Below are 17757 nucleotides of genomic sequence, written 5' to 3'. Positions count from 1 at the left end.
TCCGGTCGGTTCAAGGTCATTACTTGCCCATGACCAAAGCCGGGAGGTAGGCTCGGAGACATTCAATCATTGGTTGTCTGGGCTCCTATTTGACTGCCTGCTCACGCGCCCGTCCCGGACGCGTGGCGGGTTGCGTGCATCACGGGGGGTGGGAGCGTCCCGACGCGACGTTTTCCCCTTCCGCGGCCGACCGATCCGCCCCCTGACCGGGGGATCGCCACGCGGAGGTTTTCTGCTGTGAGCCGGCGTCACCACGATCTGACACCACGGGCGCTGAGGGACCGCTGGACCGCTCTCGGGCTGTATCCGGGCAAGGACGTCTTCACCGCCTTCACCGAACAGGCACGGCGCGCCCCGGACCGCACGGCCGTCGCCGACGAGGACGGTAACACCACCTACGCGACGCTGTTGACCCGTTCCCTGAATCTGGCCGGAACCCTGCGGAAGGCCGGCGTCCGCCAGGGGGACGTGGTCGCGGTCAACCTGCCCAACGGCTGGCGCGCCTGCGCCGCCGACCTCGCCGTCGCCGCCCTCGGCGCGGTCGTCCTGCCGTATCCCGTGGGCCGCAAGCGGCGCGAGACGCTCTCCCTGCTGCGCCGCTCGGGCGCCCGCGCGGCGATCGTCACCCGCCGCGTCGGCGGGACGGACTACGCGGCGCTGGTGGACGAGTTACGGCCCGAACTGCCCGCCCTGGAGGCGGTGTTCGTGCACGACGGGGCGCCCCCGGGCACCCTTCCCCTCGACGAGGCCCTGACGGGCGGCGCCCCGCCCGGGGAGCTGCCGGAGGTCGATCCCGGCGGGCCGGCGCGCATCATGGCGTCGTCGGGGTCGGAGGCGGAGCCCAAGCTCGTGCTCTACTCGCACGACGCGCTCGTCGGCGGCCAGACGCCGTATCTGACGGAGCTGGGGGACGACGGCGCGGGGAATCCGCCGCGCTTCCTGTTCTGCGTCCCGCTGTCCTCGCCGTTCGGCTCGTTCGGCACCCCCTGCACCCTGGCCGCCATGGGCGCGACGCTGGTGACCGTCGACCGCTTCGACCCCGCGGCCACGGTGGCGGCGGTCCGGGCGCACCGGCCCAGCCACGTCTTCCTCTCCCCCGCCATCCTGGAGCGCCTGCTGACCGCCGACGGCGCCGACCGGGAGACCTTCGCCCCGGTGCGCGCGATCGTCTGCGGCGGCGCCCACGTCCACGCGGAAACGATCCGCCGGTGCGAGGAGACCTTCGGGGTGGTCTTCGTCCACTCCTACGGCTCGGCCGACGGCATCTGCTGCCACACCGCGCTCGACGACGACTTCGCCACCAAGACGGACACGGCCGGGCGGCCCGACCCCCGCGTGGTGGAGGTGCGCGTCGCGGACGAGGCGGACGAGGCCCTGCCCGCCGGCGCCCCGGGCGAGATCCACGCGCGGGGGCCGATGTCGCCGCTGTGCTACCTCGGCGCCCCCGAGCTGGACGGCCGTTACCGCACGGCGGACGGCTGGGTGCGCACCGGCGACCTCGGCTTCCTCGACGCCGACGGCCGGCTGCACATCACCGGCCGCAAGAAGGACGTCATCAACCGCGGCGGCTACAAGATCAGCGTCGCCGAGCTGGAGGAGGCCCTCCACCAGCACCCGGACGTCCGCTCGGCCGCCGTCCTCGGCGCCCCGGACGAGCGCCTGGGCGAACGCGTGCTCGCCTGCGTCGTGCTGCGCGACGCCGCCGGGGGGCTGGACCTGGCGGGGCTGTGCCGGCACCTGCGCGACCGGGCCGGGCTGGACAGCGGCAAGCTCCCCGAACGCCTGGCCGTGCTGCCCGAGTTCCCGCTCACCCCGGCCGGCAAGGTCGACAAGCGGGCCCTGCGCTCCCTGGTGCTGCCCTGACGGGCGCCGCTCCGGTGCCCCCCCGTCCCCGCGCCGTCCACCGTCCGCCCGACCGCATGTCATGGGAGAGGTGCTCGCATGCCCGCACACGCACAGGCCACCGGCCCCACACCGCCGGCTCCGCCCGGGCCCGCCACGGCCGAAGAGATCATGAACCTGCTGACCGGTGTCGAACGGGCCGGGATCCTGCGGGCGGGCATCGAGCTGCGCGTCTTCGACGCCCTCGCCGACGCCCCGCTGACCGCCGCCGCGGCGGCCGCGGCGATCGGCTCCGACGCCCGCGCGACCGAGGTCCTGCTGGAGGCCCTGGCCGCGCTCGCCCTCCTGGAGGCCCGCGTCCCGGACGAGCCCGGCGGCAGGACGCGGTACGCGCTCACCGACACCAGCCGCCGCTTCCTCGTCACCGGCGCCTCCCGCTACATCGGCGGCCTCGCCAAGGTCTACACCTGCGACTACGTGCTGGACTCCGTCAAGGACCTGGCCGGCGCCGTACGCCACGGCCGCACCCTCCTGGAGGACGACGCGGAGAAACCCGGCCACCCCTACTGGCGGGAGTTCGCCGAGGGCATCACGGCGACCAGCCGCGCCACCTCCCGGCACGTGTGCGCCCTGCTGGAGGAGTGGGCCGGGCCGCGCCCCACGCTGGACGTCCTCGACGTCGCCTGCGGCAACGGCATCCAGTCGCTGACGCTCGCCCGGCGCTTCCCCCGGGCCCGGGTGCACGCGCTGGACTGGCCCAACGTCCTGGAGGTCACCCGGCGCACGGCCGAGGAGTTCGGGGTCGCGGACCGGGTGGCGTACCTGCCGGGCGACATGTTCGAGGTGGCGCCCGGCGGCCCGTACGACCTCGTCCTCGTCAGCCACGTCCTGCACTTCTTCGACGTGCCCACCTCGGTGCGGCTGCTGTCCCGGCTGGCGGCCACCCTGCGGCCGGGCGGCCGGCTGCTGGTCAACGACTTCCTGGTGGTCTCCCGCGACCCGCTGGCCGATCCGGCCTCGCGGGTGTTCTCGGCGCAGATGCTCGCCATCTCCAAGGGCGGACACACCTATTCCCTGGAGGAGTTGAGGGCGACGCTGACCGCGAGCGGCCTCGCGTTCGAGAGCCTGCACAGCCTGCCGGGCATGCCGGTCCACACCGTCCTGGCCAGGGCGGCGGCCGACGGGAGCGGCCGGTGACCGGGGCCGCGGAGGGCGTCCGCGTCGAGGCGGGCCTGCTGATACCCGGGCGGGGGGAGCCCGTGGACGACGGCGTGGTGGAGCTGTCCGGCGACCGCATCGCCTACGCCGGGCCCCGCTCGCAGGCTCCGGCCCCCGTCCCCGGGCACCGGACGGTCCGCGTCCCGGTGGTGATGCCGGGACTGTGGGACTGCCATGTGCACTTCGTGGGGCTGCGGGAGGCCGTCAGCACCCAGAACCTCCTGCTCACCCCGGCCGCCGTCGCGGCGGCCCGCTCCGTCAAGGACGCCGAGACCGCGCTGCTGGCCGGCTTCACCAGCGTCCGCGAGGTCGGCGGCTACGGCGTCTTCCTGGCCCGCGTGATCGCCGAGGGCACGGTGAGCGGGCCGACGGTGTACGCGGCGGGCAGCGTCATCAGCCCGACCGGCGGGCACTCCGACGCGCACGGCCTGCCCCACCCCTGGGTCGCCGCCCCGGACCGCCCGCAGGGGATGCTGCACCTCGCCGACGGGGTGGACGCCTGCCTCAAGGCCGTCCGCCTCCAGCTCCGGCTCGGCGCGAAGGTCATCAAGGTCTGTACCTCGGGCGGCGTGATCAGCGAGCTCGACCACCCGCGCCACCAGCAGTTCAGCGCCGCCGAGTTGCGGGCGATCGTCGAGGAGGCGGCCCGTGCGGAGCGGGTGGTGGCGGCCCACTGCCACGGCAAGGCGGGCATCATGGCCGCGCTGGAGGCCGGCTGCCGGACCATCGAGCACGGCACCGACCTCGACGAGGAGGCGGCCGTCGCCCTGCGCGAGGCGGGGGCCGTCCTGGTACCCACCCGGACGGTCTACGAGGGGATCCTGGCCCGCAAGGAGCTCGTCTCCCCCGACGCCCGCCGCTCCCTGGAGGAGCTGGAGGACCGCCACCGCACGGCCATGGCCGTGGCCCACGCGGCGGGGGTGCGCATCGCGGCCGGCACCGACCTGGGCACCAGCACCCGCGGCGGCCCGCTGTCCTGGGGCCGCAACGGCGCGGAGTTCGCCCACCTGGTGGCCACCGGGCTGACGCCGCTGGAGGCGATCGAGGCCGGCACGGCCACGGGCCCGCTGACGCTGGGCCCGCAGGCCCCGCTGTCGGGGCGGCTGGCGGCGGGCCACGACGCGGACGTGATCGCGCTGGCGGAGAATCCGCTGGAGGACGTCTCCGTGCTCGCCCGCCCCGGCGCGGTGACGCACGTGTGGAAGGCAGGGGCGCCGGTGAAGGGCCCCGGGAGCACACTCGACGAGGGAAACCAATGACTGGCACCGGTACGCTCACCCAGGATCTCGAAGCGGCGCTGAAGACGATCGACGAAGTGCTCGCGCACTTCCAGGAGGTCGGCGACCTGGCCCGGGAGGCGCGCGACAGGCTCTCCGCGCTCCAGGACCTGGCCGCGGTCCCCGAACGCCCGCCCGCGAAGGACACGACGACACCGTGCGTGCACCTGACCCAGCGCCAGCAGGAGGTGCTGGAACTGCTCGCCCAGGGGTCGTCCAACCGTCGCATCGGGCGGACGCTCAACATCACGGAGCAGACGGTCAAGGCCCACCTCCACATGATCTACCGGAAGCTGGGAGCCGCGGACCGGACGGAGGCGGTGGTGATCGCGATGCGGCGAGGGGTGGTCTGACGGCCGTTCCTCCGGGTCCCCACCCCGGAGGAACGGCCCTGGGCGGGACCGCGCGGGGAGCGGGTCCCGCGCTCAGGTCCCGCCCAGGGAACGGGAGATGCTGTTCAGCAGGATGTTCGACGTCCCCTCGTAGATCTTGCCCGCCTTCGCGTCCCGGTAGAACCGCTCCACCGGGTACTCCCGGGTGAAGCCGTTCCCGCCGAGCACCTCGACGGCCCGCGACGCGGTCCGCTCGGCCACCTGGGAGGCGAAGTACTTGGCCATGGCGGACATCCGCAGCCGCTCCGCGATGTCCGCCCCGGCCTCCACGTCGCGCACCACGTCGTACAGCAGGGCCCGGGCGGCGGCGACGTCGGTGGCCATGTCGGCCAGCGTGAACCGCACGCCCTGGAACTCCCCGACCGGACGGCCGAACTGCTCGCGCCGCCCGCTGTAGGCCACCGCCTCGTCCAGCGCGCCCTGCGCCAGCCCGACGAGCTGGGCGGCGATGCCGATGCGGCCGATGTCGAGGGCGGCGATGGCCACGCCCTCGCCGTTGCCGATCCCCCCGACGCAGTCCGCGCGCCGCACCCGCACGTCCTCCAGGACGAGGTCGGCCGTGGACGCGGCCCGCACGCCGAGCTGTTCGGTGCGCGGGACGACGTCCAGCCCCTCGGCCGCCCGCTCGACCAGGAAGGCCGAGGAGCCGTGCCCCTCGGTGCGGGCGTACACCAGGAAGAGGTCGGCCGCGCCGGCGTTGCTGGTCCAGCGCTTGCGGCCGGTCACCAGCCAGCCGTCGCCGTCCGGCGCCGGCACCGCCGCGGTGGTGCCCGCGAAGGCGTCGCTGCCCGCCCCCTCCTCGGAGAGCGCGAAGGCGCCGACGCGCCGGGTGGCCAGCAGCGGCAGGTGCCGCCGCCGCTGGTCGCCGCTGCCCTGCCGCAGCAGGGTCGCGACGATCAGCGCGTTCTGCACGTCGACGGCCACCGCGACGCCGGGGTCGGTGCGGGCGATCTCCTCGATGGTGAGCGCGACCCGCCGCAGCGACCCGCCCCCGCCGCCGTACCGGGCCGGGGCCTCGACGGCCATCAGTCCGGCCGCGAACAGCTTCTCCCGCAGCCCCGGGTCGAGGGCGGCCGCGCGGTCCATCGCGTCCGACAGCGGGGCCACGTGCTCGCGGGCGAAGGCGCGCACCCGCTCGCGCCAGGCCGCGTCCTCCTTGGCGCGGGTGTCCTCCGGCACGGTCACGGCTGCTCCTTCCGGGCCCGCTCCACCAGGCGGGCCAGCGCGGCGACGGTGGGGGACGCGTAGATCTCCCGCAGGGGAACCGCCGCGTCCCAGCGGGAGCTCAGGGTCGTCATCAGCCGCATCAGGTGCGCGGAGTGCAGCCCGAGGTCGGCGAACCGGTCGTCGGGTCCCACCTCCGGCAGTCCGGCCAACCGGGCGACCAGGGCGGCCAGTTCACGCTCCAGCGGGGTGCGCGGCTCCGCCCGGCCGGCGGGGCGGTGCGCGGCGGGCGCGGGCAGCGAGCGGACGTCCACCTTGCCGCCGACCGCGACGGGCAGCGCGTCCAGCCAGACGAAGGCGGACGGCACCATGTGCGCGGGCAGCCGCTCGCCGAGGTCCGCGCGCACCTCGTCCTCGGGGACGCGCGTGGCGGCCGGGACGCCGTAGCCGACGATGCGGCCGCCCCCGCCGTCGTCGCGGACCACGGCGACGGCCGAGCGCACGGCCGGGTGGGCGCGCAACGCCGCCTCGACCTCGCCGAGTTCGACGCGGTGGCCGCGGATCTTGACCTGGGTGTCGTCGCGGCCGAGGTACTGGAGGGTGCCGTCGGGCAGGGCGCGGGCGAAGTCCCCGGTGCGGTAGAGGCGTTCGCCGGGCGGGGCCGGTTCGGTGCCGAAGCGCCGGGCGGTGAGCTCCTCGCGGTCGTGGTAGCCGGCGGCCACGGCCGGTCCGGCGACGCAGAGTTCGCCGCGTGTGCCCTCGGCGACGGCGCGGCCGCGCTCGTCGAGCAGGTAGGCCCGCTGGTTGGGCAGGGCCCGGCCGATGGGGACGGGGGCGTCGGCCAGGACCTCGTCGGCGGTGACGGTGTGCCAGGTGGAGACGACGGTGGCCTCGGTGACGCCGTAGAGGTTGTGCACCCGGGGCCGCCGGTCGCCGTGCCGCTCGATCCAGGGCCGCAGGACGGCGGTGGTGAGCCGGTCGCCGCCGAGGAAGACGTGCCGCAGGGCCAGCGGGTCGCCGGCCGCCTCGTCGGCGGCGGCGAAGTGCTCGAAGAGGGTGGGCGTCTGGGAGGAGACGGTGACCCGCTCGTCGCGCACGAGGGCGTGGTAGTCGCCCGGCGACCGCACGGTCTCCGGCGGGACGAGCACGAGGCGGGCGCCGTTGCCGAGGGCGCCCCAGATCTCCCAGACCGAGTAGTCGAAGCCGAAGGAGTGGCTGCACGTCCACACGTCGTCCGCGCCGAAGCCGAACAGCGCGCGCCCGGCGGCGAGGAGGCTCTGCACGTTGCGGTGGGTGACGACGACGGCCTTGGGGCGGCCGGTGGAGCCGGAGGTGTGCAGGACGTACGCGGGGGTGTCGGGCCCGGTCTCCGGGAGGGCGGGGCCGGCGGGCAGGGCGAGGTCGTCACGGACCTCCAGGACGGGTCCGTCGAAGTCGCCCAGGAGACCGGCGCGTCCGGGGGTGGTGAGGACGGCGGCCGGTGCGGCGTCCCGGACCGTCCACGCCAGGCGCGCGGCCGGGTGCGCCGGGTCCAGCGGCACATAGGCGGCTCCGGCCTTGAACACCCCGAGCATCGCCGCGATCAGGTCGGGGCCGCGGTCGAGACAGAGCCCGACCCGGTCGCCGGGCCGCACGCCCGCCCCGGCCAGCAGGCCCGCCACGGCGTCGCCGCGCTCGTCGAGCTGACGGTACGTCAGGCGTGTGCCCTGGTACGACAGTGCCTCGGCGTCGGGGGTGCGGGCGGCGTGCCGGGCGAACGTGCCGTGCAGCGTGGCCTCCTCGGTCTCCAGGCGGACCGCCGGGGCGGGGACGGGGGCGGCGGCGCCGGCGCCCGGGGAGAGCTCGCCCAAGGTGAGTTCGGGGCTCGTCGCCATGCGGGTGAGCACGGTCCGCAGCTGGTCGCAGAAGCGCTGGGCGGCCTCCGGGGAGATCCGGCCGCGGTCGTGGATCACACGCAGCGGCATGCCCTCCCCCGGCATGATCACCATGGTGATCGGGTAGTGCGGCCGCCCGTCGTAGCGCATGGAGCTGAGCTTCATGCCGGTCTCCTGGAGGGCGAAGTCCGGCATCGGCATGTTCTCGTAGCTCACGCTGCTCTCCAGCAGCGGCACGTCCAGCGGCAGCCCCGCCAGCCGCTGGACGTCAAACAGCGGCATGCCGGTGTGCTCGCGGACGGCGGCGATGTGCACCTGGAAGTCGCGCAGCCACGCGAGCGCCGTGCGGTGGGGCTCCAGGCGCTCGCGCACCGGCATGGTGGAGATCAGCGGGCCCAGGATCGTCTCGCTGCCGCGCAGTTCGCCGGGCCGGTGGGCCATGGTGAAGCCGCACAGGACGTCGTCGGTGCCGTAGTGGTGGGACAGGACGAGCAGCCAGGCGCCCTGCACGATGGTGTTCAGGGTGAGCTGGTGGGTGCGCGAGAGGGCGCGGACGGCGGGCTCGATGTCGGAGAGGTCGAGTTCGACGAAGCCGTGGCTGGGCTCGCCCGGGGCGGGCGGGCGGCCGCCCAGCCGCAGCGGCTCGGGCGGGGTGAAGCCGGCCAGCTCGGCCGCCCAGAACTCCCGGTCGGCGGCGGCGTCCTGGCGGGCCCACCACGCCGCGTAGTCCCGGTAGGGCCGCATGGGCCGCCGCTCGGGCTCGTGGCCGAGGCACAGGCCCCGGTAGCAGTCGATGAAGTCGCCGACCGCGAGCCCGAAGGACCAGCCGTCCATGAGGAGGTGGGACAGCCGCCAGACGAACACCCACTGCTCGGGGGCGGTCCGCACGACGCCGATCCGCATCAGCGGCGCCCTGGTGAGGTCGAAGCCCTCGACGCGCTCGCGGTCGAGCCATTCCTCGAACCGCCGCCGCTGCCCGTCCTGGGGGACGTCGCGCCAGTCGAGGACCTCCAGCGGCAGTTCGGCGTGCCGGTGGACGACCTGGAGCGGCAGTCCCTCGTCGCGCCAGTGGAAGGAGGTGCGCAGGATGGGGTGCCGGTCGACGACCATCTGCCAGGCGCGGCCGAAGGGTTCGGGGTGGAGGGTGCCGTCGAAGGTGAGGAGGAGCTGTTCGATGTAGACGCCGGCCTCGGGGCGGGCGAGCTGCTCGAAGAGGAGGCCCTGCTGGATGGGGGTGAGCTCGTAGATGTCCTCGATGGACTTGGTGGTGGGCACGGTAAGGACCCTTCACTGGTGGGGAGGGGCAGGAGAGGGGGAACGCGCGTCCCGCCTAGGGCGTGTCCTCCTCCCCCTCCAGCGAGCCGAGGAACTCGGCCAGTTCGCCGGCTTCGATCCCGGCCAGCGGGAAGTCGGACGGTTCGTAGGAGCCGGCGGCGGCGCCCGCGCAGTGCGCGGTCACCCGGCGCACGGCGCCGTCGAGGGCCCCGGCGGCCGCCCGGACGGCGGCCTCGGCGCCCTCCGCGTACCGCCACCGCAGCCTCAGCCCGCCGTCGGCCAGGGCACCGGCGACCTCGGCGAGCACGCCGTGGGGTGCCGGCAGCACCAGCGGGCCGCCGTCCACCGGCCGTACGGGCCACTCGGCGTCGGGGATCTCGCGCAGGTGCACGCGGTCGCCGGCCGGGGCGGCCGCCGGGCGGGCCCGCAGGTCCTGCTTGACGGCGGCGAGGACGGTGCCGAGGTCCTCGTCGCCGGGTTCCGGGGCGGGCACGCGCACGGCGGTCACCTCGGTGAACCGGCCCAGGGCCCCCTCCCCCGTCTCCGGCCGCCACGACCGCTCCACCGTCAGGGCGGTGCCCGGCAGCGCCCCGCCGACGGCCAGGGCCAGGGCGGCGGCCACCGCCTCCCCGAGGTCCAGGTGGTAGGCGCCGAAGGCCGCTTCGCGCAGCCCGGCGACCGCCTCCGCGGGCAGCGCGCTCACGAGTTCGCCGTCGAGTGCCGCCGTACCCGCGCCGTCCGGTGCGGCCCCGGCGGGGGCCGATGCGACGAGGGCCGGGAAGGACTCCACCGGGCCGTCCCAGCCGACGCGTTCCCGTCCCTCGGCCAGCTGCCCGTGGGCGTGGGCGAAGTCCGCGAGCAGCAGCCGCCAGGAGGAGTCGTCGAGCAGCGCCGCCGGTGCCAGCCACACGAGACGGTCGGCGCCGGCGCCGGTGCGGACGAGGGCCAGCCGGACGCCCCCGGTGCCGGCCTCGCCGGAGGCGGTCTCCTCGGCCATCTCGGCGACGAGTTCGGCGAGGGCGTCCTCGCGGGCGGCCTCCGGCAGTCCGGACAGGTCGATCTCGGAGAACGCGTCGTCGGGCACGCCCGCGTCGGACTGGCCGGGCGTCCCGTCCTCCGTCGTCCCGAGGCGCAGCCGCAGGGCGGCGTGGCGGGCCGCGGTCTCGCGCAGCGCCCGCCCGGCGAGGGCGGCGTCGGCTCCGGCGGGCCACGGGACGACGAGCCGGGCGACGGCTCCGGCGCCCGCGAGGCGGGCCTGGTGGGCGGTGAGCGGCACGGCGGCCGTGTCCCCGGCGGCCGTGGGCGCGGCCTCGGCGGCGCGGCGGGCGAGGTCGAGGAAGGAGTCGCTCTCGAAGAGGTCCTGCGGCCCGATCACCAGTCCCTCGCCGGCGGCCCGGCCGACGAGCTGGATGCCCATGATGGAGTCGCCACCGAGGGCGAAGAAGTTGTCGGCGGCCCCGGAGACGGAGACGCCCAGCACGTCGCTCGCGAGGGCGAGCAGCCGTGCGACGGTCTCGCGGAGCCGTTCGTCGACCTCGTCGGCGGGGCCGCCGGGACCGCCGGGGGCCGCGCGGTCGGGGGCCGGGAGGGCGGCGCGGTCGACCTTGCCGTTGGCGCTCAGCGGGAGCGCGTCGAGGACGACGATGTCGGCGGGGACGAGGTAGGCGGGGAGGGTCGCGGTCAGGTGCTCGCGGACGGAGGCGGTCAACTCGCCCGGGTCGGCGGTGGGTTCGGCGGGGACGACGTAGCCGGCGAGGCGTTGCTGGGTGCGTGCCCCGAGGGCCGTGACGGCCGCGGCGGCCACGCCGGGGTGGTGGGCGAGGGCGTGCTCGACCTCGCCGAGCTCGACCCGGAATCCGCCGATCTTGACCTGGAAGTCCTCGCGGCCGAGGAACTCGATGGTGCCGTCGGGCAGGTAGCGGCCGAGGTCGCCGGTCCGGTAGAGGCGTTCGCCGGTCCGCGGGTGGGTGACGAAGGACTCGGCGGTGCGGGTCTCGTCGTTCCAGTAGCAGGTGGCGAGTCCGGCGCCGCCGATGTAGAGCTGTCCGGCGGTCCACACGGGCGCGGGTTCCATGCGGTCGTTGAGGACGTGGAAGGTCTGGTTGCGCAGCGGGCGGCCGTAGGGGATGGAGGTCCAGTCGGGCGGGACCTCGCCGACGGGGTGGGCGATGGACCACACGGCGGCCTCGGTGGCGCCGCCGAGGCTGACGACCTGGAGTGCGGGGGCCAGGGCGCGGGCGCGGTCGGGGAGGCGGACGGGGATCCAGTCGCCGCTGAGCAGGGCGAGCCGCAGGGGCAGTGGTCCGGTGTCGGGGGCGGGGGTGTTCTCCAGGTGGGTGACGAGCATGTCGAGGAGCGCGGGCACGGAGTTCCATACGGTGACGCCGTGGTCGCGCAGGAGGCCGGTCCAGCGGGCGGGGTCGCGCCTCGCCTCCGGTTCGGGCAGGACGAGGGCGCCTCCGGCGCCGAGGACGCCGAAGACGTCGAAGACGGAGAGGTCGAAGCTGAGCGACGAGAGTCCGAGGACCCGGTCGTCGGGGCCGACGCCGAAGCGTTCGGCCACGTCCGTGAGGGTGTTGAGGGCGGCGGTGTGGGAGACGGCGACGCCCTTGGGGGTGCCGGTGGAGCCGGAGGTGTAGATGACGTAGGCGGTGTCCTCGGGCCGGGCGGGGCAGTGCCAGGTCCGCTCGGGCGGGCGGCCGTCGCCGGCGGGGACGGCGAGGGTGGGGACGCCGTCGGGCCAGCAGCCGGGGTCGGGTGTGCCGTCGGTGAGGACGAGGTCGATGCCGGCGTGCTCGACGAGCCAGGCGCGCCGGGGGGCGGGCAGTTCGGGGTCGACGGGGACGTAGGTGCAGCCCGCGGCGGAGGTGCCGACGGCGGCGACGATCTGCCGCCAGCTCTTGGCGAGGCCGATGCCGACGACCGCGCCGGGGCCGAGGCCGCGGCCGGCCAGGGTGCGGGCCAGTTCGACGGCGTGGCCGGTGAGTTCGGCGTGGGTGAGGGTGCGCTCGGCGGTGACGACGGCGGGGCGGTGGGCGGTCGCGGGGGCGGTGCCGGCGGCGAGGACGCGGTCGGCGAGCAGTCCGCCGGGGACGGGTCCGGCGGTGTCGTTGGCGCGGTCGCGGGCCTCGAGCTGCCAGGCGGGCAGGGGGACGGCGGGCGGGCGGTGCCAGCCCTGGGGTTCGGCGAGGCTTGCCAGGAGGTCCTGGTAGGCGGCGAACATCTCGGCCATCATGCCGTCGGGGAACAGTTCGTCGACGGCGTGCCAGGCCAGTTCGAGGACTCCGCCGAATTCGAGGACGAAGTGGTCGATGGTGACCTGGGGCGTCTGGGAGATGAAGGCGTTCTGTTCGCCGAGCCAGGCGACCGGTGAGGGGACGGCGGCGGGGTCCTGCTCGGTGGACAGGGCGCTGGTGAAGACGACGGGCATGACGCCGCCGCTGGTGTCGCGCCGCACGCGGTTGAGTTCGCGCAGGATGCGGACGCCGCTGATGTGGCGGTGTTCGAAGTCCTCCCAGCTGCGGCGCTGGACCTGGGCGACGAGGTCGCCGAAGGTGTCCAGGGCGCGGGTGTCGACCTCCAGGAGTTCGAAGGAGGCGAACTCGCCGACCATGGCGTCGACTTCGGGGTGGAAGGGCAGCCGGTTGACGGCGGTGAAGTTGAGGGTGAAGTGCTGGTTCTTGCTCCAGGTGGCGACGGTCGCGGCGTAGGCGGCGACGAGGGCGCTGGAGGGGGTGACGCCGTGTTCGCCGGCCTGTTCCTTGATGCGGGCCCAGAGGGCGGCGTCCAGGCGGGCGTGGCGGCGGACGAAGCGGGGGCGGGTGAGGTCGCCGGGGGCGACGGCGGTGGGCAGTTCGGGGGCGGGGGGCAGGGCGCGGACGCGGTCCTGCCAGTAGGCGAGGGAGCGTTCGTAGAGCGGGGTGTCGCGCAGGACCTCCTCGGCGAGGACGTAGTCGCGGAAGGAGAGGGCGGGCGGGGTGTCGGGGAGGCCGGGGTCGTCGTGGAACTCCCGCCAGGACGGCAGGATCTGGTAGAAGAAGCTGGCCACGTCGGCGCAGAGCAGGTCGAAGCTGACGTGGGTGCGCAGCCGGCCGTCGGGGAGGGTGCTGGTCCTGATCTCCCAGAGGGGCCAGGTGTCGGCGGGGCGGACGTCGGCGCCCATCCGTTCGGAGATCTCGGCGAGCCGGGCCTCGGCGTCGGCGGGGTCGGCGCCGGTGAGGTCGAGGTGGGCGAAGCGGTAGTCGGGGACGTCGTCGAGGATGCGCTGGCGGCCGTCGGGCAGGACGACGATGCGCAGCATCTCGTGCCGGCGGACGACCTTGTGCCAGGCGCGTTCGAGGCGGTGGCGGTCGAGGGTGTCGCTGTCGAATTCGAGGTAGAGGTGGGGGGCGACGCCGCCCATGTCGAAGCTGCCGAGCCGGCCGATCCACTGGGCCTGCTGCATCTCGGTGAGCGGGAAGGGTTCGTGGCGGTGGCCGGGGTCGGGGACGAGGGCGGGCAGGCCGGTGGTGTCGTCGCCGGCGGGGGCGCGGTCCGCGAGGAGGGCGGCGAGGGCGGCGACGCTGGGGCGGGCGAGGAGTTCGCTGGGGGATGCGGAGCGGCCGGTGCGGGAGCGGAGCCGGTTGAGCATCTGGGTGGCGAGGAGGGAGTGCCCGCCGAGTTCGAAGAAGTTGTCGTGGACGCCGACGGGGGCGAAGCCGAAGAACTCCTCCCACAGGGCGGCGATGTCGCGTTCGAGGTCGGTGCGGGGTGCGGCGTAGGGGGTGAGGAGGTGGGCGGGGCGGTCGCCGCCGCTCTCCCCGGTCTCCCCGGTCTCCCCGGTCTCCCCGGTCTCGGGCACGGTGACGTCGAGGACGGGTCCGGTGCCGGGGGCGGTGCGCGGGGCGATCCAGTGGCGCCGGCGCTGGAAGGGGTAGCCGGGCAGGTGGGCGCGGCGTCCCTCGGGTTCGAGGAGGGTCCAGTCGATGTCGGTGCCGGCGAGCCAGAGTCCGGCGACGGCGCCGAGGAGGACGTCGGTGTCGGGGGCGTCCTGGTCGTGGCGGCGCATGGCGGGGACGACGGGGGTGCCGGCGGGGACGGCCTGGCGGGCGAGGGAGCCGAGGGTGTTGCCGGGGCCGACCTCCAGGAGGACGCAGCGGCCGAGGTCGGTGACGGCGCGGTGGACGGCGGCGCCGAACCGTACGGGGACGCGCATGTGGGTGCCCCAGTAGGCGGGGTCGGTGGCGCGGTGGTCGTCGATCCAGTCGCCGGTGACGGTGGAGACGAACGGGAGGGCGGGTTCGGCGAGGGCGGTGTCGGCGACGCGTGCGGTGAAGTCCGGGACGATCGGGTCGATCATGCCGGAGTGGAAGGCGTGGGAGGTGTGCAGCCGCCGGGTGGGGATGTCGCGTGCGGCGAGCTCCTGTGCGAGGGCGTCGGTCTCCTCGTGGGGTCCGGAGACGACGCACAGGCCGGGGGCGTTGACGGCGGCGACGGACAGGCCTGGGGTGAGCAGCGGGGTGACGGTCTCCTCGGCGGCGCCGACGGAGAGCATGGCGCCGGAGGGCAGGTCGCGCATGAGGCCGCCGCGGGCGGCGACCAGGCGCAGGGCGTCGGGCAGGGTCATGACGCCGGACAGGCAGGCGGCGACGAACTCCCCGATGCTGTGCCCGATCATGGCGTCGGGGGTGATGCCCCAGGCGGCGAGCTGCCGGGCGAGGGCGTATTCGGTGACGAACAGGGCGGGTTGGGCCAGGGCGGTGTTCTCCAGGTGGCGGGCCGTCTCCTCGGGGTCGGCGCCGGCGGGCGGGTGGAGGGCGGTGCGCAGGTCGGTGCCGAGGAGGGGGTGCAGGAGGTCGGCGCATTCGTCGACGGCGGCGCGGTAGACGGGTTCGTCGGCGTAGAGGCCCCGTCCCATGCCGGGGTACTGGGTGCCCTGGCCGGGGAAGAGGAAGACGGTTTTGGGGGTGCCGGGCGGGACGGCGGCGCCGGGGAGGCGGGCGGGGTCGGCGCCGGCGAGGACGTCGGCGGCCTCCTGGGCGGTGCGGGCGACGAGGGCGCGGCGGAAGCGCTGGGGGGCGCGGCCGGTGCGGGTGGTGTGGGCGGTGTCGGCCAGGGGCTGGTCGGGGTCGGCGGCGAGGTGGCCGGCGAGGTCGGCGGTGGCCTGCTCCAGGGCCTGGGGGGAGCGGGCGGAGAGGAGGACGATCTGGGGGGTGCGGCGGGGTGCGGGGGCCGGGGCGGGCCGGGGGGCCTGTTCGAGGATGGCGTGGGCGTTGGTGCCGCCGATGCCGAAGGAGCTGACGCCGATGCGGCGGGGGTGGGTGCCGTTCTTCCAGGGGGTGAGTTCGGTGGTGACGTGGAAGGGGGTGGCGTCGAAGTCGATGCGGGGGTTGGGGCGCCGGAAGTGGAGGCTGGGGACGAGTTCCTGGTGGCGGAGCTGGAGGACGGCCTTGATGAGGCTGGCGATGCCGGCGGCGGTCTCCAGGTGTCCGATGTTGGACTTGACGGAGGAGACGGCGCAGAAGCCGCGTTCGGTGGTGTGCTCGGCGAACGCGCGGCTGAGGGCGGTGATTTCGATGGGGTCGCCGATGAAGGTGCCGGTGCCGTGGGCCTCCAGGGCGGTGATGGTGGTGGCGTCGACGCCGGCGGCGGCCAGGGCGGAGGCGATGAGGCGTTCCTGTCCGGCGGCGCTGGGGGCGGTGTAACCGACCTTGTCGGAGCCGTCGTTGTTGACGGCGGTGGCGCGGATGACGGCGAGGATGTCGTCGCCGTCGGCGAGGGCGTCGCTCAGCCGGCGCAGGACGACGGCGCCGACGCCGTTGCCGAAGACGGTGCCCCGGGCGTCGGCGTCGAAGGGGCGGCAGTGGCCGTCCGGGGAGTAGATGAGGCCCTGTTCGTAGAGGTAGCCGACGCGGTGCGGGACGCGCAGGTGGACGCCGCCGGCCAGGGCGGTGCCGCATTCGCCGGCGACGAGGGCACGGACGGCCTGGTGGACGGCGACGAGGGAGCTGGAGCAGGCGGTCTGCACGGTGACGGCGGGGCCGGTGAGGCCGAGGAGGTGGGCGGTGCGGCTGGCGAGGTAGTCCTTGTCGTTGTGGATCTGGAGCTCGAAGATCTGCGGGCTCATGACGACGGGCGCGCCGCCGAGCAGGTTGGACATGAGGTACGCGGACATGCCGGCGCCGGCGAAGACGCCGACGTCGCCGTCGGTGCCGGGGCCGCGTCCGGCGTCCTCCAGGGCGTGCCAGGCGGTCTCCAGGAAGAGGCGCTGCTGGGGGTCGAGGAGGGCGGCCTCGCGGGCGTTGACGCCGAAGAAGGCGGCGTCGAAGAGGTCGAAGCCGTCGACGAGGGGGGCGCGCGGGACGTATTCGGGCCGGCGGCGGACCTCGGGCGGGACGCCCTCGGCGGCGAGGGCCTCGTCGGTGAGGGTGGTGATGGACTCGACGCCGTCGCGCAGGTTGCGCCAGTAGGTGTCGAGGTCGGGGGCGCCGGGGAAGCGCCCGGACATTCCGGTGATCGCGACGGCGTGGTCGGTGGTGTCGGCTGCGGGGTGGCCGGTCACGGTTGAGCCTCCTGCGGCGCGGTCGGGGCGAGGCGGGCGATGTCGGACGCGGTGCGGCCGTCGATGGCCAGGTCGGCGCAGATCCGGCCGAGGAGGGGCACGAGTTTGAAGCCCCAGCCGGAGCTGTGGAGCACGAGGTGCTCGCCGTGCGGCACGAGGCCGTCGGCGCGTCCGAGGTGGAACTGGCGGGCGGGGTCGGCGGGGAGGACGGCCAGGCAGCTGCCGGTGCGCACGGGGTGCGGGTCGAGGACGGGCAGGTGGCGCTCCACCCAGGAGCACAGCCGCCGCACGTGGCGCGGGTCGGCCCGGCCGGTGGCCGCGTCGGCGTCGGGGAGCGGGTCGACCTCGAAGTCGGGGCCGAGGCGGACGAGGTCGCCGGGCGACCAGGGGTTGTGGCCGAAGCCGTAGAAGAGGTTGGTGTCCTGCTCGGCCGGCTGCTGGAAGACGAACCAGAAGGGCAGGTGGTCCGGGGCGCGGCGGCGCAGCGTGACGAGGGCCATCTCGTAGAGCCGTATGCCGAGCCGGGCGCCGAGCGGGGCCAGCAGGTCGTTGATTCCGGGGCCGTTGGCGAGGACGGCCTTGGCGGCGCGGTGGGTGCCGCGGTCGGTGCGGACGGTGACGCCGTCGGCGTCGGGGAGCACCTCCAGGGCGCGTTCGCCGCCGCTGAGGATCGCGCCGTTCTCCTGGGCGAGGCGGTAGAGGGCGGCGAGGGTGCCGCGGACGTCGATGGTGCCGCCGTCGGGCTGGAGGAAGCCCTCGTAGTGGGCGGGCAGGCGGGCGAAGCCGAAGCGTTTCTCGATGTCGCGGGCGCCGAGCCACTCGTAGGGGACGTCGAGGCGGTCCATGGTGCGGGCGGTGGCGGCGATCTGGCCCTCGTTGGTCTCCACCTCGATGTCGCCGAACCAGAGGCTTCCGGTGGAGTGGACGAGGGTGCGTTCGGCCAGTTCCTCCAGGCGCCGCCACAGCGGCAGGGTCTCCAGGGTGAGGCGGAACAGGTCCTCCTGGGTGTACTGGAGGCGCCAGTGCCGTTCGGCGCCGCCGCTGCCGGCGCGTTCGTTGAAGAAGCCGTGCCGGTCCAGGACGAGGGTCCGCCGTCCCCGGGCGGCGGTGTGCCAGGCGGTGGCGAGCCCGGTGGGTCCGCCGCCGACGACGACGATGTCGTACTCCATGTGTCC

8 protein-coding genes are annotated in these 17757 nt (G+C 75.2%); 4 read left to right on the top strand and 4 right to left on the bottom strand.

Going from position 1 to position 17757, the window contains the following annotated elements; all coding sequences use genetic code 11:
- Nucleotides 1–237 precede the first annotated feature (237 nt).
- The 4 genes from AC230_RS21530 to AC230_RS21515 all read left to right on the top strand — a co-directional run bounded on the left by AC230_RS21530 (nucleotide 238) and on the right by AC230_RS21515 (nucleotide 4690).
- A complete protein-coding gene (locus AC230_RS21530; protein WP_078871470.1) occupies nucleotides 238–1863 on the top strand; it encodes a class I adenylate-forming enzyme family protein in 1626 nt (541 codons plus the stop codon).
- 78 nt (nucleotides 1864–1941) lie between these two features.
- Nucleotides 1942–3039 (top strand): SAM-dependent methyltransferase, encoded by a 1098-nt coding sequence (locus AC230_RS21525; protein WP_078871469.1) that lies wholly within the window; start codon nucleotides 1942–1944, stop codon nucleotides 3037–3039.
- A complete protein-coding gene (locus tag AC230_RS21520; RefSeq protein ID WP_107082205.1) occupies nucleotides 3036–4319 on the top strand; it encodes a metal-dependent hydrolase family protein in 1284 nt (427 codons plus the stop codon). Before AC230_RS21525 ends, AC230_RS21520 begins: the two co-directional genes overlap by 4 nt.
- On the top strand, nucleotides 4316–4690 hold the full coding sequence (locus tag AC230_RS21515; protein ID WP_049717959.1) for a response regulator transcription factor: 375 nt from the start codon (nucleotides 4316–4318) through the stop codon (nucleotides 4688–4690). The genes AC230_RS21520 and AC230_RS21515 overlap by 4 nt, the downstream gene beginning before the upstream one ends.
- A gap of 72 nt (nucleotides 4691–4762) precedes the next feature.
- On the opposite strand, the gene AC230_RS21510 is transcribed toward AC230_RS21515, so the two are convergent.
- The 4 genes from AC230_RS21510 to AC230_RS21495 are packed head-to-tail and all read right to left on the bottom strand — an operon-like array spanning nucleotide 4763 to nucleotide 17751.
- Nucleotides 4763–5914: an acyl-CoA dehydrogenase family protein gene (locus AC230_RS21510; RefSeq protein WP_049717958.1), complete on the bottom strand. Its 1152-nt coding sequence runs from the start codon at nucleotides 5912–5914 to the stop codon at nucleotides 4763–4765.
- Entirely contained in the window at nucleotides 5911–9042 is a 3132-nt protein-coding gene (locus AC230_RS21505; RefSeq protein WP_049717957.1) for a non-ribosomal peptide synthetase, read from the bottom strand. The genes AC230_RS21510 and AC230_RS21505 overlap by 4 nt, the downstream gene beginning before the upstream one ends.
- A gap of 55 nt (nucleotides 9043–9097) precedes the next feature.
- On the bottom strand, nucleotides 9098–16582 hold the full coding sequence (locus AC230_RS21500) for a hybrid non-ribosomal peptide synthetase/type I polyketide synthase (protein WP_049717956.1): 7485 nt from the start codon (nucleotides 16580–16582) through the stop codon (nucleotides 9098–9100).
- On the bottom strand, nucleotides 16579–17751 hold the full coding sequence (locus AC230_RS21495) for an NAD(P)/FAD-dependent oxidoreductase (RefSeq protein ID WP_049717955.1): 1173 nt from the start codon (nucleotides 17749–17751) through the stop codon (nucleotides 16579–16581). The genes AC230_RS21500 and AC230_RS21495 overlap by 4 nt, the downstream gene beginning before the upstream one ends.
- Nucleotides 17752–17757: the final 6 nt, after the last annotated feature.

The organism is Streptomyces caatingaensis (assembly GCF_001187435.1).
Lineage (GTDB): Bacteria > Actinomycetota > Actinomycetes > Streptomycetales > Streptomycetaceae > Streptomyces > Streptomyces caatingaensis.
This window is presented reverse-complemented; position numbering and strand designations above follow the sequence as displayed.